Genomic DNA, 21,404 nt, shown 5'->3' on the forward strand with positions numbered 1-21,404 from the left:
CAGTATCCTTATAAAGAGTCGGAAAGGGGGGCCCCCTTTACTGAGACATGTCCTGAGTAAACTTAAGGATGATGAATTCGGCCGGGCGCACGGCGGCCATCCCAACCTGAATGATCATTTTCCCCTGGTTAATCTCGTCTTGTGTCATGGTGATACCTTTACCGACGCGCACAAAATACGCCTCTTCCGCCTTATTGCCGGCCAGGGCACCTTGTTGCCACAGGCGGTAAAGGTAGTTATCAATCGCCGTCTGCACCCGTTTCCAGGTCAGCTGGCTGTTGGGTTCAAACACCATCGGCTGCAGGGCCTTTTTGATGTCGCGCTCTGCCGCATCGAACAGGCGGCGCACCGGGATATACCGCCAGTCATCATCATCTTTCTGTGTGCGGCTACCCCACACGACGAGCCCGCGATCGCTGAAATGACGAATGACATTGATGCCTTTCGGGTTCAGCTCCGCCTGTTGCTCATTGGTGACCCGGACGCTGACATCGCTGACGCCGTTGAGCACCACATTCGCCGGCGCTTTCCACACCCCACGTTCACCGTCTGTCTTGCCGTACACCCCCGCAATCAATGCTGAAGGCGGAAGCGACAGCGGTGCACTCAGGTCACCGGACAGGGATTGCGCAATTTCACCGGCAAATTCAGTGTTAACGACTCGGAGCGCAGCCAGTGTGGTGACAGCCTTTCCTTCATCGTCGAGGTAACCGTCGATGGCAACCTCTGCGTCATCCAGTTTACGGGTGTGCGGCACTTCTACATTCGGGTAATACACCGCCACCTGGGCGGAACCACCGACCGCACTGGGCGCGTCGCCATTGACGCTGTCGGCCAGCAGGAAGTACCCTTTGTGCTGATCTAGTGAGGCAGCCAGCGCGCCATACACCGCAGTACGGTAAGTCTCATCGGGATCCGGACTTGCCAGCAGTGTGATCTCCCCGACCTCGTCGATGAGGTCCGGCAACGCGGCCAATGGGCCGTTATCGTCTGCCTTTTCCAGCGGATAGAGGTAGCAGGGGCCGCCGCCGTTCTGGAAATAGAGCCGCAGGGCGACGGAGGCCGTCGGATCCACGACCTCAGTATCATCAATCTGGTAGGTATATGTCGTTGTCGCTTTAGACGACGCTGTTTCCAGCGCATCGAATTCAGGGGACGGTTCAACCGCCGTTGACGACACGGTAACGCGTGCGGAAGAAGGCACGTTGCTGTCAAACAGGATGGTATAGTCCAGCCAGCTGCCGATGCGGGTGATCACGCCCGCCAGTTCTGGCTTGAGAGGGGTAAAACGAGCGACAAATAACGGCACGGCGGTCGCACTCGCGCTCACCGACATCGCTGGCGAGGCATCTTCTTCAATATAGACACCCGGTACAGATGTGACAGTAGCCATGTTCTTTTCCTTCAGTGAATTATTGCGCGATATCCTGGCTGAACTGCAGGATGATGAATTCTGCCGGGCGAACTGCGGCCAGGCCGATTTTTATGATCATCTTCCCCTGATTGATCTCTTCCTGGGTCATGGTGAGATCTTTGCCGACCTGAACAAACCAGGCATCAGCGGGGGTATTACCGGCCAACGCGCCCTGCTGCCACAGACTGTGTAGATAACTGTCTACGGCGGCCTTGACACGCTGCCAGGTCGGCTGGCTGTTGGGTTCAAACACCAGTTTATTCAGGGATTTTTGAATATCCCGCTCAACCGCGTTGAACAAGCGGCGAACCGGGATATAGCGCCAGTTATCACTGTCCTCCAGCGTGCGGGCACCCCACACCACCGTTCCCTGGCCCGAGAATGTGCGGATCATGTTCAGCGCCTTGCCCTGGTTATACTTACCCTGGAAATCATCGCTGACAGCAAACGCAGGGGTAACGCCATTCACGGCCTGGTTGGCCGGCGCTTTCCACACACCGCGCGTACGGTCGGTTTGGGTAATGGAGGCCGCGGCGATGGCGCTCGGCGGCACCGCCGCCCCCGATGCCAGGGTGCCCCACGGGTAAAATACCGCGCCAAACGGGGAGGTCGGATATTCTTCCATGACCTCATCCGGCTTCGCCGTGCCGGCAATTTTCTCTTTCGGACCGTCAAACAGGCCAAAAATACGGTAGCCCTGGCCCACTACTGTGGTGAACGCGGTATAGGTAGTGGTATCTGTCCCTGCCGCGACAATCAGCGTAATATCATCGTATTGCGCCACCGCGTCGGCGATATTGGCCTCGTTAACCAGATAACATTTACCGCCACCGTGCATAAACCACAGGCTCAGGCTGGTATAAAAAGCGTCTTCCAGCGGCGTTGGGTACTCGACGGTAAATTCCGCCCAGTTGCGGAAAACCTGAATCGGTTTATTAATGGTGTTGGTATTTTCACTGTCGTACGCAAACAGGGGCACGGCGGTGGCGGCACTGTTGACCGAGAAGCTCGATACGGCATCTTCACTGAGATAAACGCCGGGATAAGTGGTTGTCACAGTCATGGCAACATGTCCTCTTGATTAGGCAGTCTGAATGGTCACGCGATCGGCCATGAGCGTGATTTGCTGTACCGCGATTTCGTTGCTGGTCGCATCAAATGACGGGGAGGTCAGTGAGGTCGGGAAGGCGTTGCTCACATTCCAGCTGACCAGCACTTCCGTGCCGGCTTCATTGGTCAGGCTGATCATGATGTCTTTCTTTTCAACCTGATTAAGTTGAATGGCGTTAATCCATTCATACATCGCATTTTTGCCCGGAAATACTCCTTTACTCAGCGTAATGTTAGGGGCCTGTCGCTGGCCGGGCATTTTGAACCAATTGCCGGTCCCGTCCCGGTATTCAATGGTGTCAAAATTAATATCCAGACCAGAAGCACTGGTAAACGGCACCTGCTCATCGCCCAGGGTCACAATAAAGCGATAAGTAGGGATTGGATATTGCACTGCAATGTCGTCTGCGGTAATAGCCATGAGTTAAATCCTTCTTTTTACAATCAATAGTGGGTGCAAATAATCCTTTTAAATTATCTGCATGAAAAACAATTTAATTAACTCCGTTTCCCCTGAAAAAAAGCATGCTACCGCCCCTGATTTACACCAGTTGTTTTTTCATGCTTATAAATAAAAAATACGTCTAACTGTGTTACTTATTTCAGAAAGAGTGCGCTTTCGGCCTCTCTTCTGCGTACCAGGCCGGGCAGCGCTTTACCGCCGGCATGGATCCAACGCCCAAATTCCTGGGCCGCGCCGTCATAATCACCGGCATTGAGTTTTTTCAGCAGCGTTGAGGTTCGGAAATTCCCGACGCCCAGGTTGAAAACAAATGAAACCAGGGCATCAAACTGATTTTGCGTAAGCGGAACATGCACATACTGATTTACTGCCCGTTCACTCTCCGCTACATCCTGACGCAAGAAGGAAATAGCCTGCCCTTCGGTAATAACATCATCCGGACCGACGCCGGCAGTATGACCATATCCAATGGACCATACGTTGGCCGAGCATTGATAAGCACGGAGCCTTAGCCCCTCAAAATGTTTAATGAGTTTAAGTCCATTAACATCGATTATCATTGTAACCTCCGTACCAACAGGTTTATCTGACAGCTGATCGCAGAGATAAAACTACATCACTGAAATATCGCCACAGGCATCCATCCATATTCGAAAATGTATGCATTCAATACAGAAAGATAAATGAAAATATCGACAAAATTGACATTGAAAGTATTTACAGGATATGTGATTTGAAATCATGAATATAAAATATTACAACGACGGCGACATCTACTCTCTAAACCGGATCACTTCATAAAAAGGATCTTGACGTTTGAAATTAATCCCCGCCATATTTTAAAAACTCACTATTGAGCGGATCAATTTAAATCCAAAAAGGAAAAGGCGCCCACATCTGTAAGGTATTACGCATCAAAAGATACTAAGACATACTGACACCCTGTAAAAACAAATCCGCATCTATATAGGGTGCCATAAAATGATGTTTTTGTAGTTATCAACCAATTTATTATAAATTACATTTTTATTTATCTGGTTAAATTTAAATATATATCACTGAAACACTAGCAGTGCTAGCCAACTTGTCGCCACAGCTAGTTTTTAGAATAATTTTCTTTTTCTAATTAATTAGTTAATCGCTTCCATAATAAGTCCAATAAGTGACCACCTAATGCCCAACTCAAACCGGAGAAGGCCATGGTTATAAACTCGCTGTATCCTTGTTCATAGCCATAGATCCCCGCTAAAAGCCCCGAAAATCCGGAAGTAACGACTTGCTTGAAAACCTCAAGCCATGAAATTTTCTCCCCAGACTCTTTGTTTTCCATTAAATATCTAACGATACCGCCTCAAGCGGAGAATCCTCCTACAATCAACCAAGAGAATACCATGTCACTATCAGGAAGCGGTTTTGGTAACGAAAAAATAATCATTAGAACTCCAATTTTAGTTAATATTATAAACTCACGTTAATCGGCTCGTAATAATTAGCACGTACCATATATTAAAAATATATATATTTTTAATCTTTAAGACAGAACTGCCGAATATAACTCTGAAGATACATCAGTTTTTGTTGGTCTCTGATGATGCCTTCCCGGATAGAAAGAATACGCTGTCCAGTATCTGCAGAGAGTTCGAAGGGGCCGTCATAGCCCAAGCTGCGGGTTGAGGGGGATGTTCTGTCTGGACAGGATATTTGTCCAGAGACGAGCATCCTGCGATGGCCACGGGCAAGCTGAGTGCGCAGGACCGTATTCTCTTGTTCAGCCTCATTCAGTTTCTCCGTGTGGTGTTCATCTAATTCAGCTAGTTTGCGATGCTGACTTTGTATCAATTCAATTTGATTTTCATATTTCCTGACTGATGCGTTTGCTTCCTTCGATTTTTCCTTCCAGATGATTGACTGTTGATAATAATATCGGGTTGACCAAGAAAAAGCTGCAATTACGACGATGATTCCGCACAACATAGCTATTCGCATTTATAAATAACCCCTTCGAACATTCTTCTCTATTGAAGTGATAACATAATAAAAAACCAAATATAACATCACGATTAATAAAATAGAAAGTAAGAAATATTGAGATAATTGACATAATAGGAAGTATTAAAAACACGCCTAGCGACTATTAATCAATTTTTCATCAAAAATCTTAAACGACTGCTTTCAGGTTCGCTCTCTTGTTTGTCTGAATTAACTATAGGATCAATTCAGAACAAATAGAAATCGTTAGTAACGATCGTTACCAATCCAATTCATAGTTATGGGCTATCAAAAAAACAATAACAATCGGGAAAAGCTTTCAATTAAAATGGTAGTGATCATGGTTATTAAAATATGCATATTATATACATCGATACAAGCACGGTTGTTCTGCGGCCTAAATCGCACTAACGTTGGGCCATGTATCTCGATTGATGCGCTGGGGGTAAAGCAGCAGACATCGTTAGCCGTACGTTTGGTCAGCAGCGGAACCTACACCAGATGGAGTGCAAGTACGCCAGCGCCAGTTGATGATCCTACCGCACTTGCTGTGGCGCCATCCACACCCCCGCGCATAAATTAACCCCTCTATGACGTGAGCCGGCTCGCGCCACGCCCTTTTCCTGTCTCCTGTCATTAGACTTTGCCTCATGGATATTACCCGCCCCAGCAAAGCTGCTGTTCCAGCATGACAATAAACATGGCGATACCCTCAACGACTGGACCAAACTCGCAACGAGCGCATTATTACCTGCGGCACCTGCTTCATAGGCGCACGCCGCTACGGCTACGCCTGATAGGACTGCGTACCCATGACCGCTACCTCTGGCCGTTCGTCAACAACAACAGGCCGCTACTCCACGACCTGTTTCCCTGTTTTATCCGAGCCCGTCTGTCGCGGTCTTGCAGCTACGACATTATCGCGGCAGCGCCATGGTCCATCCGTATTACGATCACAGGGCACAACAGCACAAACGTCAAAAAATCCATCAAGAGGACATACTGCAGCGCTATGTCAGCCATATCCCAGCCTGACATTTTAAGATGGTGCGTTACTGCGGCACGCTACTACCGAAGGTCTACTAACTGCGGTAGATGACGGTTCGAGAGAACCCCAAATGGGCAGGGTTTGCGGTGCTGATGAAAGGCTTCCTGGGCACAGATCCGTACCAATGTATCTTGTGTGGCAATCGGTTGCGTTTGCCAGCGCTCAGGCGGGCGAGCACACCATAAAACGGTTGTCTGACAGACTTCACTAACTGGCAAAAAACGATGGCTCCAGATGCCAGCATTGGCTCAATGTAGCTGAAAAAGGTGTTTTAGATTAAAAACAAGTCAAAGTCAGTATTTTTACACACAACCTATCGCTATACCCCGCAATCCGGGATTGTAATCCGCTACTGTACAAGGTTAGAAAGCTAAAAAAAGGGAAATTGAGTTTCCAAACTATCGAACGATTAAGCAGTACGGAAGGTAAAGCTTTAAGATCAAACACATCCGGAACAAAACAATTTAAATAAATGAATATTTTAATCCTATTCATTAGATGATAACATCAACTTTTTTCATTCTTTCTTTGTCTTGGAGTTGAATTTAGAAGAAACCATATATCGGATTCTATCCACGCCAAGTAGCCCAATAACACCACCGACGATGCCAGCACTGTTCGGAGGTAGTCCAAAATGCTCTAACATGCCAGAAAAAGACAGGGCAAGAATACCACACGCGAGCATTGAAGTAACAACCTCTTTAATTTCTTTATTATCTTTCAAACTCGTCAATGCAGAAACACTCAGTGCACTTAAAGCAGCATAGACCGAAGATATATATAATTTTAACCAGTCTATAGTCATATCAAGAAAGCCAGAATAATGGTTCACAATGTCCCCATAGCCAATTAAAATTGACGCAATTAAAACCCCTGAATTAACAAAAAATGGATGGCAATGTGTTTTTTACAATCTGTTAAATCACATTAACTCAAGGATTATTAACGTTTTATACAAGCTTATTCCTAATGATTGTTTTCCCTAGCTCGCTCTCTATCATTGACAATAAAGTATCAACCCGCAAGACTTTATTTTCACATCTTATTAATTTAATTACATCTTTATCAATCCCTGACAAGTAATCATTTTTCATTATTTTTCCGATAACAATATCGGGTATTGAATTTATCCCCCCACCAAACCTGACAAATCCTTTTACACCGATGGCATGTTGAATTTTTGATATTGGAATGTGATCAATGTCAAACCTCACAAAAAGGTAAGGAGGGAAAATACACCATCCTTTTGAAAAATTTTTTTTATTGTCAAATAAAACCTTCAACTCAGCCGGACTTAATCTTGGGCAGAAACACTCAACACCCATAGCCTCCAAGCTTTTTTGCCCTAAGTCAATTTTCCCGTAATTACATCTAATCAAATACCATTTTTTTTTCATTACGATTCACCAATAATTAAACTATAAGAAACTGGTGTAAGGCGAAGCTCCGCCAAAAACTCAACAAAGAGAATGTATATTCTTAAGCAACATGATCAGGATAATTCATGAACATCAACAATCAACACCACTCAACAATCGATAAAAAAATAAAATAACAAAACAATAAACCAGAAAATAAATAAAAACTAGAATATTATATCATTAAAGTTTACAATGTAAGTTTAATAGATCATCACCACCCTTTAATTCAGCAGCATCAACAGACCAAATAATAGTAAAAAAGCAACAAAACAAAATAAATTAAAATTTAAAACCAATAAATCTTAAAAAGTAAGATTTAAACACCAAAACAAAAACAAATATCAATAGAAATCAATTAATAATAATTATATAATTCACCTGTAATGCAGTCGAGGTAGCGCGCACGGCAGTATTGCTGCCTCAACCGTCTTTAAGACCCCGCATCACATCAATGCCGTCTGCATCATATATATTCACTACATGCAAAGTTGCGGCACCAGCATGACAATGGCTAGTGCCGGTTTCTCAACAACATGGCGATATCACCTGGAACTGGACCAAACTCGCTTGCGAACACATACTTTCCTGCGGTACCAGACTTCAGCCTGGAGGAATTTGCGGTGCCGAAGGAGCAAATCATCTACTCACGTTTGTTGTAAATTTTGCTATTTCCCATACCCGAGCCTTTCAAGGCATCCTTATCGTCTTTTTTTAATCTTTAGCTCTATTTCATCGATCATCTGCTGGATCATTTTCACCAAGTCTAACGTCAGCTGTTCGGCTGCCTCAAAACTCAGTTTAAGAATGTTGATTTGCCCTTCACCCAGCACATTTGTAAGCGTCAGCCGAAGGCCGTATTGATCATTTCTCGGAAGGGATATCGATATTCCAGGGTAACAGTTCATGCACCCGGTTTGATGGCCAGTCTGCAATAACCGTCAGCACATGCCGCAGATAAGCTTCCGGATCCACATTGTTCAACTTGCAGCTCCCGAGCAGGCTATACAACAGCGCACCGCGCTCTCCACCCAGGTCGGAGCCGAAGAACAGGTAGTTCTTGCGACCGAGGCTCACCGTTCGCAGCGCATTCTCCGCCAGATTATTATCCGCTTCTGCCCACCCATCATCGCGGTAGTACGCCAACGCCGCCCACTGGTTCAGCGCGTAGTTGAACGCTTTCGCCGTTTCTGAGTGCCTCGACAGCGTCTTCACTTTTTCGCGCAGCCAGCCCTTGAGCTCAACAGGCAACGGCTTCGACCGGCGCTGCCTTTCCTCAAGCCGCAACGCGGCAGGCTGCCCACGGATCTCACCTTCGATGACGTACAGCTCGCCGATGCGGTGCAGGGCTTCTTCGGTTGTCGCCGACGGCGTGCGGACGTGTACGTCGTGATTTTCCGTCGGGCGTGCGCCCAGCACGCCGCCTCCGTGATCGTTCCGGCCTCACGATCGGGTTTATACAGTTCGTTGAACCCTGCGTCCGCGTCCGCCTGCAGGACCCCGCTAAAGTCAGACAAGTGCGCCTGCGGGTGGCATCCCTTTCTGTCCGGAGAGTAGCCGAACCAGACCGCCGGCGGTTGCAGTGATCCGGCGTGGCGGTCATCCCGCACATACACCCACAGCCGCCCAGTTTTGGTCTTCTTATTCCCCGGCAGCAGAACCGGCATGGGCGTATCGTCAGCGTGCACTTTTCCACATCTCAGGACGTAATGACGTAAGGCCTCTTCCAGCGGAGCCATCAGACGGCAGCAAGCTTCTACCCAGCCGGCCAGCACCGAACGACTCAGCTCCACGCCCTGGCGGGCATAGATTTCAGACTGGCGATAAAGCGGCGCGTGCTCGAGATATTTTGCCGCCATTAAACGGGCCAGCAGGCCGGGCCCGGCGATACCGCGCTCTATCGGACGCGATGGCGCGAGTGCCTGAACGATACGGTCACATTGCGTGCAAGCATGTTTTTCACGTTCAGTACGGATGACCTTGAAGGCGCAGCGTATCAGCTCAAGCTGCTCCGCCGTATCTTCTCCCAGGTACGACAGCGCCCCGCCGCAGTCCGGGCAGCTTTTTTCCGCCGGCAACAGGTGGTTTACTTCACGGGGGAGTGACTCTAGGAAGGGTTTTCGCGTGCGGGTCTGCCGCAGGGCGCGCGGCACGGCCGGGTCGCTGACCCGCCCCGCGACCTCGTCGCTGCTCTGTTCAAGGGCGACCAGTTCAGCTTCCAACGTCGCAATTTGACGTGCGCGTTTCTCTGAGCTGCGACCGAACTTCATCCGTCGAAGCTTATCGAGCTGGGCGGTGAGCACTGATATTTTACGTTCGTGCAGGGCCAGTTGTTCTTCTAATGCCAGAAGGCGGTCAGTTTGTTCCTTACACATCACCACCTTATAAATAGGGCCATGTTTTTTTTACAACATAGTCAGCGAGTTAAGCAGCCTTTTGGGCTGACGCCAGTCGATGCCTTCCATCAGCATCGCGGGCTGATGGCCAGGCAAAACAACCTCGATCCAGCCGTTTGGTCAGCAGACACAGCCCATCACCGGTGAACCAGAGGAGTTTTAGCTGGTTACCACTGCGTCCCCGGAAGATAAAGACGTGACCGGACAGCGGATCGTCTTTCAGCGCAGTTTGCACTTTGGCTGCCAGGCCATTGAGGCCGTTGCGCATATCGGTGATACCGGCAACCAACCAGATTTTTGTACTCGCCGGAAGCGGGATCATCGCTTGAGCTCCTGTATCAGCATCGCCAGCATGTTTTCGCTGACGGAGCCATCCAGGCGAAGTGTCCCGCTCCGGAACGTTATCTCACAGGATAGCGGAAGCGCTGTCAGCTCAGCAGGGGGTAATGGTAGTTGATTAGTAGGTTGGGTTTCGGCATCAAATGTAATCGGAAGCAGTAGGGGCATATCCGCTTCAGGTGATATCGGTAACGGGATTTTCCCCAGCCGCCAGTGTTGACGCCATTTAAACAATAAATTGGCGTTGATACCGTTCTCCAGCGCCAATTTTGAGACAGAGACACCGGGCTCATAGGAGGCAACAACAAGCCGCTGCTTAAATTCTGGGGGATAATTTCGACAGCCTTTTCGTCTGCCGGCGACAACATTTTTATGTATATCTGACATTTTGGTTCCCACTACTATTTGGTGGGAACTACTTTGTCGGATGAGTCAGAAAATCACCAGACGGTACTCGTTGCACGCTTACGCACATTTTGCAGAGTGACTCGTTTGAACCCATCCAGGTGACGTCTTTGTTTCAATAACAGAGCAATTCGCTTGGTGATTATCTTTGCTATGTCAGGGTATTCAAGGTTTTCGAATACATGTAGGTGACTTTTTACCAAGGGCTCCCAGGAAAATAAAATGTCATATCGAGTAACAAAACGAGCTTGTTTAGGAGGAAAGTGCCATAGCACAATAAATGGCATGCTATTTCTCATGCACAGTTCGAAATGGTGCTGCCAAACGTTGGGAATGGCTCGACCTTCACACAGCAGATAATAATCAGAAGGTTTAAGAGTGGTAACACTCACTGGTAATGGATCAGATAGAACGGTGCCAATCCGTGTTTGCAAGTGTTCACGCAACGCTTCACCCATTGGCGGGATGATGATACATAACCAACTGAGAGGGATGTATACGGCAATAGAAGGGTCAACAACCCCCTCTTCAGAACTTAGGTATACCTTACAACTCTCAACTATTTCGGCAGCTCGAGGGTTATCTTGGTGCGTTTCTAGCCAAGCGATAAATGGACTCGGAACGACATGGCATAAATTCCCCCAACTGCGACCGTATTTATAGAGTTCCCAACCCGTTTGTCGGATGTAGTGATGCTGCACGTATCGCACTAATTGCTGAGTCAAAGTATCCTGAATGGTTGTTTTGAGTCTGAATCTTTTACGCGGTTTGATAAGTAAATCAATAAACAACGTTGCCATAAGTGCCTATCAGTCTGTAAACCATGACTAAACCTCTAATGTTACTGAACGTAGCGCCCCTATGGGGCGAGCACGGCAGTGCTGCTGCCTCAACCTTCTTTAGACCCAGACTCACATCAACGCCGACGCTGGTTGATCGCACCAAGACCCTCACGGTGGTGCATGCACCACCGCCGCGTTGACACCCGCATAAAATGAGCACGACTGTGGCGTGAGCCGGCTGGCGCCGATACCCTTTCCCTGCCCGCTGACCCACTGTAGACTTTGCACCATGTATATTCCGCGCCCCGCAAAGCTGTTGTTCCAGCACGATGATGGCTGGAGCCGCTATCTCGACAAACACGGCGACACCCTCAGCGACTGGACCAAACTCGCCGTCGAACGCATGCTTGCCTGCGGCATGGGCGTTCGCCGTTACTGTTGCGCCTCATCCGACTGTCCCCATGCCCGCTTCTTCTGTCAGAGCTGCAAATCCAAGGCCTGCAGCAGTTGTGGCCTCAAGGCCACCGAGCAGTGGATTGCCGAGCAGCAGCACATCCTGCCCGACTGCGACTGGCAGCACATCACGTTCACCATGCCCCACCTGCTATGGCCGTTCTTCAATAACAACTGGCCCCTGCTCAACGACCTGTTCCGCTGCGCCACCCGCGCCATGCTCCGCTGGGCACGCCGGCAGGGCATCGAGGCCGGCATTTTTTGCGCGCTCCACACCTAAGGCCGGCAGCTCAATCAACATCCGCATATCCACGTCTCCGTTACCCGCGGCGGTCTTGACGTCAAACACCACGTCTGGCGGCAGCTGTTCTTTAAAAAGAAAGAGGTGGAAGCCATCTGGCGCAATGCCGTCGTTCACCTGCTGCGCATCAATCCTGGCGCCCTGCCGGGTCTCGGCCATATCCGCAACGAAGACCCTGCATGCGCAATACCGCCGCCCCTGGAAAGTGAATTTTGCCAAAAAGACCCGCGGCGCCTGGCGCAGCGTGAAATACCTGGCCCGGTACCTGAAGCGCCCGCCGGTGGCGGCTTCTCAGCTACGCCACTACCGCGGCGGGGCCGTGGTGCATCAGTATTACGATCACCGTACGCAGCAGCACAAACGCCAGAAAATCAGCCAGGAGGAGATGCTGCAGCGTTACGTCAGCCATATCCCTGCACGGCATTTTAAAATGGTGCGTTACTATGGTTTTCTGGCCAACCGCAAACGGGCACGCTGCTGCCGAAGGTTTACGACGCGCTGGAGATGACGGTACGGGAGAAACCGAAACGGCCCGGGTTCGCGGTGCTGATGAAAGGCTTCCTGGGCACCGATCCGTACCAGTGCATCCTCTGCAAAGGCCGGCTGCGTTTTGCCGCCGGTACCGTAGCGGGCGAGCACGCCACAAAAATGCTCTCTGACAGGCTACATCGTACGGCAAAAAAACGATGGCTTCAGACCCCGTAGCTGGATAAGTGCGCCTGAAAAGCAGGTTTTGGATTAAAAACACAGCAAAACATGAATTTTTAAGCATAATCGCTCGCTAAGCCACGCCATCTGGGAGTGTGCAACTCTACGATCTATGGTTAGGGATCTCAAAAATGGTCGATTCAATCTCCTAACCATCAAGTCCACAATAGTGTTCGAGTACAGACGGCGGTAATGCCCGGGGCTTCCAGCGATCACACCGGTGTGCGGTATGGGGTTTCTGGAAGGCCCAGAGTGTGCGATATACAGTGGTGATGGAAATACCATACAGCAGTATTATTGCGGCGATCTGGGCCGCACGCTCCGGACTTTTTGGTGGCAGCCGATCAACTCACGTAACCATCAGCATGTTGCCTGGCCGCAAAAAAGCCAGCAGAAGCTGCAGTTCATTTCGTCCATCCCGGCTGCTGCCGCTGGCTTTTTTCGCACGGATAATTTCGCAGCAGGCTGCGCGAAGTGTCTGTATTTACAGAGTAAAATCCGGACCGTCGGTTGAAACGCGAACATAACCGTAAAGTGCCATTTTGCTAAAAATGTCTCGTTAGACTTTAGATGAGGGAAGACATAACATGCAGATGAGACAAAAACAACCCAAATGAGACAGAGAAAATGTCTCACCGGGCTGTATACTTTGGGTAAGGCAGGAAATCGTTACGATTAGTACATGACTCGTCGTTTATCAAGAAGTTCAGCATGCCGAGGAGTTGCGACTATTCCTTTCCCTCTGTCCATAAAATCTTGGGACCAGTGTTCAGGAAGAGGTGTATTTGTAGATTTATAGAAATTAAACAGTTCTTCACTGTTGTCAAAAACAGTCCATTCCCCCTGATGTACCATCGCTACCGGGAACGGCCCCGGGCTAGCTACCACCCCCAGATAACCATTATCATTAACGACTTTATCGTGCTCATGTTCCCACATATAGGGAACAAAGTTCACCTGTGGTCCATGGCGAATAACATTCATCGCTGTATACTCAAAGGGTCTGGAAGGATCGACCTCCGCAACACCTTTATTAATTAGATCTTTTACTCCTCTTTCCTCACTACTTTCCGCTGTAGGCACATGCCCTTTCCCATCAGAGAATTTAATAATATCGTGCATGTCATAATCCCCGGTGTAGGGCGTGATGATTTTAAATTTTATCCATGCATTAACAATTTCATTGGCAGAAGTATTCTGCAGGCTGACAGGATAAACCAAATCCTCACCACCCGGTCTGTTGTGCGCATAAATTCCACGTACACCTGATGCATCCCACTGTCCTACTCGGCCAACGAGACCGCTACGTTTTGCCAGTCCAAGAATTGACTCAGCTTTATCACCATAGATAGCCTTCAGGGAACCGGGTTTAATGGTTTTCTCTAGAATATTATGGCCTTTTGCTGCTGCACCTTCACCCAGCGCTGAAATAGTATAAATGCCAGCTTCCCTTACGCTCATTGAAATCTTTCTCTCTACAGAAATTCTTTCAAAAACAGGCATGTGTAACGGATGAACAAATGCTTCCCCCACTAATCGTCTGGCCTCCTGACCAGTACTGATCCGCCCGTTGCTGTCAAACAGCGTGACGGGATTATTCCGCACCATGCGGAACAGGTTCAGCCCGTCCACCGTGCCTGCCGGGTCCGTGGAGAGCCAGCGCCCTGCCCATGGCTGGTAATACCGATAACCGTAATAATCCAGCCCCGTCGCGTCACGCTCCTTGCCTGAGTATCGGATAGTTTTGTAGTCAGCCTCAACCTCACTTCGCGCCGTCAGAACAGCCGTTCCGCCATACGGGTAGAACTCCTCCTCACTGATAAGGTAACCCTCTCTGTCCAGCTCCAGCTGGCTGCTGCCCACCAGGTTATCGTAACTGTAACGCACCGAGTCCTCATCGAGGTCATCCGGCTTGCCGATCTCCCAGTGCAATACGCGCACTTGTGCCCGCCCAGCCTCGCCCACCGTAATAACCTGCAGGCTTTCTTTTTCCGTCACGCCATTTGCCATGATACGTAACTCCAGCCCCGGCAGGTACACTACCCGCTGTGTCTGAACGTTGTTGCCAGTTTGCCGCGTGCCGGTTTTGATAATACGCTGACTGCCCGCATCATACCGATAGCTTTCGCTGTCGTCCGCCCCCCCATCACGCACCACCGGTGTCACCTTTTGCAGTTCTCCACGTGGCGTCCACACCAGTGCTTGCCCCGGCTGCAGGTGCTTCTGGTGACCTCCTGCACTGAACAGCATATCAACATCTGACGGCACTTCCGCCAACGTGCTCAGTACCGCCCTATTGCTGCGGTCACTAACCGTGATGTCTGTCGTATAATTATTGTTCGTGGCAGGGGCACTGTGGCGCATCTGCGTCAGGTTGCCACCACGGTCATAACGGTAGGTGCGCGTGTAATTGGTGTAGGCAGAGCTGTCTGTAGGAAGGGGGGCTGTAGCGGATGGTAAGTCGTTGCCCTGCTGGCCGGCATTGGCCATCTCACGCCCTGTGGCGCTGACCAGCTGGTACAGGCTGTCGTAGATGTACGTATTCTCCGGTACCACTTTCTGGTTACGCCAGAAGCGGGTCTCTTCCGCATCGTTATTGACGCTGAGTACGTTGCCTACCGGGTCATACGTATAGCGCAGGTCCTGCAGCACTTTTGCTCCGGCAACGTGCCCAGACGGACGTTCCGTTTTAATCCCCGTCAGGCGCTGTGTTTCCGGCTCGTAAATATACGAGGTTACCACGCCGTTGCCGTGTTCTTCACGCAACTTTTTCCCGGCGGCCGAGTACGTCAGGGAGGCCACGATGACCTGCTCCGTGCCGTCCTTCAGCGTCAACCAACTGCCCGATAGCAGCCCAGCCACATCATATGCCACACGCTGCAGATTACCTTTTGCATCGGTGATGCTCAGGACGGCGCCGGTCGCATCAGCGTGGGTCTGGGTGAAGAACGTCTCCCCATCCAGCAGGTCATTCCAGGCCGAGGCATCCTCACCCATCCAGTTGGCCCCCGCCGCGTCGGGCAGCAACTGCCGCGTGACGGCGAGCGGCACGCCGCTCAGGGCGATGCTGTCCGTCTGCACCAGTCCGGCGGTATCGTAATGACTGACACACTGGCCAGCCAGATTGAGAATCTTCTCGGCATCCGTATTGCCAGCGTACACGAAGCGTTCCGTAATTTGGGCGGCTTCACCGGTAACCTGCTCGGTGATGCTCAGCGGGCGGCCCGGCAGGGTATCGTCTTCATATTGCCAGGTGCGGGTGACCGCGTCTTCCGTCCCAGCCCCGGTGACGGCCAGAAACGCCCGCCCGGCGGCATCGCTCAGTTCCAGCGACGTACCGGCATCGGCGCTGACGCTCTGCAGTACTGTCCCGGTCAGGCTATTCAGGTACGTGAAATTTGTCAGACCGGCCGCGTGTAACCGCGGGTCGGCGCTTTGTGACAAGCTGCCGCGCTCATCGTGCTGATGGCAGGTGATACGCTCGTCCGTCTCCTCCGGTGTATCCGGATGGCGGTAGTACTGCAGCTCCCGCACCAACAGGCCGCGGTTGTCGAGCACCGCGACCGACGGGGTGCTACTGAACAAGGATGTGCTCATGTGATCTCCTGTTAATATTAATCGCGAAAACACCGTCACTTTTCCTTAACGGCTAAATCGCCTTATTTTTCTGCTTCGTGCGTAGCCGCCTGATAGGCGCGCCCGCAGGCCTGCCATTTCACTCTGGTCCTGTCAGCATACGCTGCCAGCTCTCCCGCTCTCTGGTCAGCGCGGCGGAACAGTTCGGCAAACAAAACGCCGGGTTGGCCTCCGAGGTCGTCTGTACCGATAGCGGTAGCTGCGGAAAGGCGGCGGGTTTCACGACTGGCAAGTTGCCGCTGGAGGGTGGTAACGGTGTGCTGCAGGCGCTGACCAGTGCGCTGAGCATCAGCGGCAGCGTCACGCGCAGCAGCCAGTTCTTCTTCAGCATGTATAGCCACCTTGTTCATGTCAGTCTGTCGTTGCTGCTCCCACTTTCTTTCCCGGGTTTCTGCTGCCAGGAGGGCCAACGCATCGGCCCTTTCCTGTTCGGCCTGGCGTTGTTGCCATTGAGTATCTGCCGCGTGGTAACCGACGGTGTAACGCCAATGGGAAAGCCCCCAAACCATAACACCTGTCAGCACAACCGCCGCAACCTGATAGTGTATTTTCATCTTTGTCTCCATCAGGGCAGCGCCTGTCAGGGGCGACGGACTCATCACCGTCCCCCCCTCCTTCCCAGTCAGGATGCGTCGTTTAGCCCAACGGTATCATTCTCGTCTTCACTGACCACAAACCACGGGGTATACAGCACCTGTCGCCGTTCACCTTTTGCCGTAATAACCTGCCATTCCCGTGCCGTCGGATCGTAAAAGTGCGTGTCGGCATACAGGTCCTGGCGGGCACTGTCATCACTGACATATTGCCAACTGTCCAGAAAATACGGCTGATAAACCCGAACAGGCAGACCTTTATTGTCATACTCCGCCCTCCCGGTGACCGCCCAGCGGAAATTCGTTGCTACAGTGACCGGCAATCCGTCACTGGCCGTCACCAGTTTGCCGTCGCGTCCTCGTTGCCAGGCGTTGCCCTCGGCCTGCCGGGTTGCCGATTGCAACTCACGCCCAAAACCGTCACTGAATGTCACCTGTTGGCGGACCTGCTGTCCGGTATCACTGTCATAGCGATCGGTAGCCAGCACGACCACGTGCGGGGGCATTTTCTCATTGTCGTCATCTCCCCAACTGTCCGTGACATACACCAGACACTGTGCTACTGGTAGGGGCGCCGTCAACGCCAGAGCGGCTGCTGCGCCGTCCGGAACGGACAACGTGGCATCACTGTAACCGGTGGCAATACCATTCTCCGTGCCCCAGAATCGCAGGGTGGTCACCCGGCCCAGAGCATCCAGAGTGACGGACTGCAGATTATCATTGGGGTCCGTCACCCGGACGGGCGTCAGGAAGCGCCAGTCATAGTCGGCTGTGGTGACAATCCCTGCGGCATCCTGCCACTGCGTGATGACGCAGTCGTACGCGTCACGCGTCACGGTAACTGGGCCGGTCAACATACTGTCCCGAAAGGATAGCGGTAGCCAGAAATGCTCTGCGCCGGCATAGGTAACATATCCCTGACACTGGGTCCACAATGCCTGTTCTGCTTCCCTGCCTCGAGGGAAAAGGTATCCGGATTGCCGGTAACCGGCTTGCTCGAGATGTTCATCCACAATGTAGGCAGCCAGTGAACTGACCATACCCTCATCCAGCACGGCCGTTTCGATAAAAGCTACCTTGGGGGGGAGTGGCGGAGCAGCGACGGTGGCAACGTCTTGTGAATCCAGATACCAGACTTGCTGCTGACCCGCCAGCGTACCGACCTGACTATCCGAGACCAGGCTTTCGGGCGCCAACAGGTGTTCCAGCGTCAGACCCCCTTCCGGCACGTTGTCCGCAGAGTACGTGAATACATCGTCCCGCGACGCCTCCGCCAACCCCAACAACCAATGCCCCTCAGACAGTGAAACAAGGTGATGTGCACTGCTCTGTTGCAACCCCAGGCGTAATATCTGCTGCTGCTCGTCATAACTGTTGGCGAACAGCGTCGCCGGTAAGGACGCCGGATATGGATTGTCCGCCGACGGAGGGCGTCGTGGATAATTGACACTGACCTGACGCAGTGGGAAACCGTATTCATCACTGAGGAGTACCGCCTGCTGTTGGCATTGAGGATCATTGTGGTACCGTTCATAAACTGACGTACGGCTTTCCGCGCCCATCGGCCACACCACCGGGTAGTCTCCATTCGCTTCAACTAGCCGTACCTGCGGGCGAGACTCAGTGACGCTGTAAGGGATATCGGCCTGGCTGCTGCCATCGGCACCGTATAACTCACTGCGCAGCAGGATGCCTTTCAGGGCTCGCTGCAACCAGAATGTCTTGCTGTCGTCCGGAGTATATGTCTGCTCATCCTCTCCTGAACCGACAGTGAAACGGGTCGCGAAATCGGCAAAAGCGGCGGCATCGTTTTGCCAATACGTCTCCGGCAGACGCTCGTCTACTGCCGGTACCCCGGTGGCATACCAGTTCCGGCTCACAGAAGGCATACTCAGTTCCGTCGCCGTACCCTGGCTTGCCAAGGTATCGGTATCCCTGATCTCAACAAAACCAAACCCCCGAAACTCGCGTTCCTGCCCGTCCCAGACGCCGTGGCGATAAAGCACGTCGCTGACCAGACGGTTACCGGTGATCTCATCCTGCACCACCGAACGCCACAGGGTATGCAATGTAAATGGCAGGTAGCAGGCAGGGGAACTGCCTGCCGCCAGTGCCTCGGCTTTCTCATCCAGCCAGAACTGCACCGAACTGCGATAGTGCAGTGCATGCCGGGCCCCCATATTGTTGTTCATGCCATTCAACAACCAGGGTTTGTCTGCCGATAAATGGCACACCCAGTGATGAGGCGCGACATGGGGGACCGTCAGTAACAGGCTAGGCACCCCCAGCCCCTGGATATCCGCCACTTGCAGACTGCAGGTGCGATCATAGCGCACACCTTTCGGCAAGAGCAGCGTATGCGGCTCGGCGAAATAATTACCACTCTGGTTGAAATAAATGACTAACCGGTCACTCATCGCATAAATCAGGTCCGTGGTACCGGAACCGTCGGTATCGGCCAGCAATATCTGGTCAGGGTTAAACGTAGTCACTGACTGGCTAAAACCGGGAATATTCACCGGCTGACCGAAACGACCGTGCCCCAGGTTTGGCCAGTAACGTACTCCATTAGCACGCACCTCCGTCAAATGCTGCTGTCCACTGCCAGCCATATCACTGAACGCCACGAGGGTACGTGGGTCAACCCCCGGGACCGGCAGAGTGAGTCTTTCCGTTTGCTGCACGGTCTCCCCTTTATTCCAACCATCGTTTTTGCCGGAATAGAGGCGAACACTGCGCGGCCCGATAAGCACCATGTCCGTTAACCCAGCCCCCAGGATATCGGCGAGCACTGCTTTTGGATGCGCATATTCTACGGGCAAGGCTGACAGGGGGGTGAAATGCAACCAGTCGCGGCCGGGGGTGCGATCATACATCCCCGCCACACCGGGGGCGGTAACGACCCACTCCAGCCGACCATCCCCATTAAGATCCGCCAGGATGCCGCTGTTATGCAAAGCGGGCATTGTCGGCAGGGCCGCAGCCGCCCCCCAGGTCACAGCATCCGGATCATCCCCCGACTGGCGTACCGGTTCACGGTACCACCAGGCACCGCTGTCCTGATACAGGATACCCACCACACCTTCGCCGTTAAGGTCTACAAGCTGATAGGGTTGAAGCAAACTCAACTTGCCCATATCGTCACGCGTCTGCCATGCCGACAATGTCGGCGGGGTAAAGGTTTGCCACCCCAATGCCAGTGCCGGCAAGGCACAAGACGTCCCGTCCGACTCATAAGCCACCTGGTGCACGTTCTCGAGCAGACTGAGTGAAGGACTTTCCCTGTAGTCCAGCAACAGGCGAGAAATCAATGCTGGCGCATCATTCGCTCCCGAACTCCCCGCCAGAACACCTAGGTAATGGAACATCAAAACCTGACGGCACAGGCGGCGAGTCCGCAGGTTAAAACCAAACTCATACCCGGAAAAACAATCCTGACGACACAGCCACTCCCCACTTCCTGGTGTTTGCCAGGCCGGCGCTTCAGACAGCACCGAGCTACGCTCACCATAATCAAACACCAGGATAAACAGCCAGCTATCCATTGATGGTGTCGACACCAGCGCCGGTAGCGTCCGAGCCGCCTGACGGTTACCATACCAGACCGCCACCGGATAACGTTGGGCGCCGGCCTGCGGGTGCGCGTCGCGCTCCGCCTCGTCACAACCGTCATCATCTTCCGCACGGTATTGGTAATACATCTGTTCGCCGGTAAGTGATACCGAGGACTCCATCAGCCAAACCGCCGTCTGTGTTGGGGCTGTGGGGTTGCTGATGCGAGCCTGCGCATTTCGGCCCAGCAGAGCCACCTGTCCGTCAGGGGTATATAACACCCAAAATTCCGTTTCTGTCTCGTCGGCGGGCAGCCAACGCTCAAGGCGGCTGAGACTACCCTCCGTACGTGAACGGTAAACCTGAACGTTGAAGCTTCCGCCTGGGTTTATCCCCAGTAGTGAGGTGGCCTGCCGTGCTTCTTGGGTGCCAGCAGCCGTGAGTGCCGGCACCAGCACCTCACCGTCCGGACCGGTGAATTCATCAGTATCATCGTAGGTAGGTGCTCCGTTGCGCGTACGACGCTGGACAGCAGCACCGCCGATACCCCAGCCAATGCCAAAGGGGCCGTTCCCCGACCGGCTGTGATAATTAAGTGCCCCAGTGGGGGCGTAACCCCGACCGGGGCTAACCGGCAAGGGAATACTCAGGGTCGCCGCACCATCCGGCCCTGCCGCCGCGATATCACCCTTGAGCCCGGTGACCGCACCGCCCCCGGAAGGCAACGTGGGGGCAGTAATGGCCATGTCTTGATGATTTTGCATGCTCAGTCTCCTCGCAGGCCCTCGTTCGGGGGC

At 52.1% G+C, this 21,404-nt stretch carries 14 protein-coding genes and 5 pseudogenes; 2 read left to right on the plus strand and 17 right to left on the minus strand.

The features are described from left to right. Positions 1-37: 37 nt before the first annotated feature. From KHA73_RS24200 to KHA73_RS24225, 6 genes are all read right to left on the minus strand, one after another. Positions 38-1,393 carry a phage tail sheath family protein gene (locus tag KHA73_RS24200; protein ID WP_010895805.1) on the minus strand — a complete coding sequence of 452 codons (1,356 nt, stop codon included), beginning with the start codon at positions 1,391-1,393 and terminating at the stop codon, positions 38-40. 19 nt (positions 1,394-1,412) lie between these two features. After that, positions 1,413-2,477, minus strand: coding sequence for a phage tail sheath family protein (locus KHA73_RS24205; protein WP_010895804.1), 1,065 nt, complete (start codon positions 2,475-2,477; stop codon positions 1,413-1,415). Between the two features lie 18 nt (positions 2,478-2,495). Then, complete coding sequence (locus KHA73_RS24210) at positions 2,496-2,945, minus strand: phage tail protein (RefSeq protein ID WP_010895803.1); 450 nt, start codon at positions 2,943-2,945, stop codon at positions 2,496-2,498. Between the two features lie 176 nt (positions 2,946-3,121). Next, entirely contained in the window at positions 3,122-3,547 is a 426-nt protein-coding gene (locus tag KHA73_RS24215) for a lysozyme (RefSeq protein WP_010895802.1), read from the minus strand. A gap of 566 nt (positions 3,548-4,113) precedes the next feature. After that, positions 4,114-4,332, minus strand: a complete 219-nt coding sequence (locus KHA73_RS24220) for a phage holin family protein (protein ID WP_256451889.1) — start codon at positions 4,330-4,332, stop codon at positions 4,114-4,116. 179 nt (positions 4,333-4,511) lie between these two features. Further along, complete coding sequence (locus KHA73_RS24225) at positions 4,512-4,973, minus strand: lysis protein (RefSeq protein ID WP_010895800.1); 462 nt, start codon at positions 4,971-4,973, stop codon at positions 4,512-4,514. Between the two features lie 891 nt (positions 4,974-5,864). On the opposite strand from KHA73_RS24225, the pseudogene KHA73_RS24730 reads away from it, so the two are divergent. Next, positions 5,865-6,285, plus strand: a pseudogene (locus KHA73_RS24730) (transposase); the annotation flags it as partial. A 256-nt stretch (positions 6,286-6,541) separates the two neighbouring features. Here KHA73_RS24730 and KHA73_RS24230 read toward each other — a convergent pair. From KHA73_RS24230 to KHA73_RS24255, 7 genes and pseudogenes are all read right to left on the minus strand, one after another. After that, positions 6,542-6,856, minus strand: coding sequence for a phage holin, lambda family (locus KHA73_RS24230; RefSeq protein ID WP_234591443.1), 315 nt, complete (start codon positions 6,854-6,856; stop codon positions 6,542-6,544). Positions 6,857-6,974: 118 nt separating this feature from the next. Then, positions 6,975-7,421, minus strand: a complete 447-nt coding sequence (locus KHA73_RS24235; RefSeq protein ID WP_010895796.1) for a transcription termination/antitermination NusG family protein — start codon at positions 7,419-7,421, stop codon at positions 6,975-6,977. Between the two features lie 885 nt (positions 7,422-8,306). Further along, complete coding sequence (locus tag KHA73_RS24690; protein WP_380740080.1) at positions 8,307-8,519, minus strand: transposase domain-containing protein; 213 nt, start codon at positions 8,517-8,519, stop codon at positions 8,307-8,309. A 6-nt stretch (positions 8,520-8,525) separates the two neighbouring features. Continuing rightward, a pseudogene (gene tnpC, locus KHA73_RS24240) lies at positions 8,526-9,817 on the minus strand (IS66 family transposase); the annotation flags it as partial. A gap of 61 nt (positions 9,818-9,878) precedes the next feature. Continuing rightward, positions 9,879-10,160: pseudogene (gene tnpB / locus KHA73_RS24245) on the minus strand (IS66 family insertion sequence element accessory protein TnpB); the annotation flags it as partial. Next, complete coding sequence (tnpA, locus tag KHA73_RS24250; protein ID WP_010895793.1) at positions 10,157-10,564, minus strand: IS66-like element accessory protein TnpA; 408 nt, start codon at positions 10,562-10,564, stop codon at positions 10,157-10,159. The pseudogene tnpB and the gene tnpA, both read right to left, overlap by 4 nt. A gap of 53 nt (positions 10,565-10,617) precedes the next feature. Then, positions 10,618-11,382, minus strand: a complete 765-nt coding sequence (locus KHA73_RS24255; protein WP_010895792.1) for a hypothetical protein — start codon at positions 11,380-11,382, stop codon at positions 10,618-10,620. A gap of 271 nt (positions 11,383-11,653) precedes the next feature. On the opposite strand from KHA73_RS24255, the pseudogene KHA73_RS24695 reads away from it, so the two are divergent. After that, a pseudogene (locus tag KHA73_RS24695) lies at positions 11,654-12,823 on the plus strand (IS91 family transposase). A gap of 274 nt (positions 12,824-13,097) precedes the next feature. Here the strand turns inward: KHA73_RS24695 and KHA73_RS24700 are convergent. From KHA73_RS24700 to KHA73_RS24290, 4 genes and pseudogenes are all read right to left on the minus strand, one after another. Beyond that, positions 13,098-13,310, minus strand: a pseudogene (locus KHA73_RS24700) (recombinase family protein); the annotation flags it as partial. Positions 13,311-13,501: 191 nt separating this feature from the next. Next, the gene (locus KHA73_RS24280; protein ID WP_010895736.1) at positions 13,502-16,423 is read right to left on the minus strand and encodes an RHS repeat domain-containing protein; all 2,922 of its coding nucleotides are present in this window, start codon (positions 16,421-16,423) and stop codon (positions 13,502-13,504) included. Positions 16,424-16,485: 62 nt separating this feature from the next. Further along, positions 16,486-17,016: a DUF2514 family protein gene (locus KHA73_RS24285; RefSeq protein ID WP_169558214.1), complete on the minus strand. Its 531-nt coding sequence runs from the start codon at positions 17,014-17,016 to the stop codon at positions 16,486-16,488. Positions 17,017-17,084: 68 nt separating this feature from the next. Further along, positions 17,085-21,371: a SpvB/TcaC N-terminal domain-containing protein gene (locus tag KHA73_RS24290; protein WP_010895735.1), complete on the minus strand. Its 4,287-nt coding sequence runs from the start codon at positions 21,369-21,371 to the stop codon at positions 17,085-17,087. Positions 21,372-21,404: the final 33 nt, after the last annotated feature.

The organism is Serratia entomophila (assembly GCF_021462285.1).
Lineage (GTDB): Bacteria > Pseudomonadota > Gammaproteobacteria > Enterobacterales > Enterobacteriaceae > Serratia > Serratia entomophila.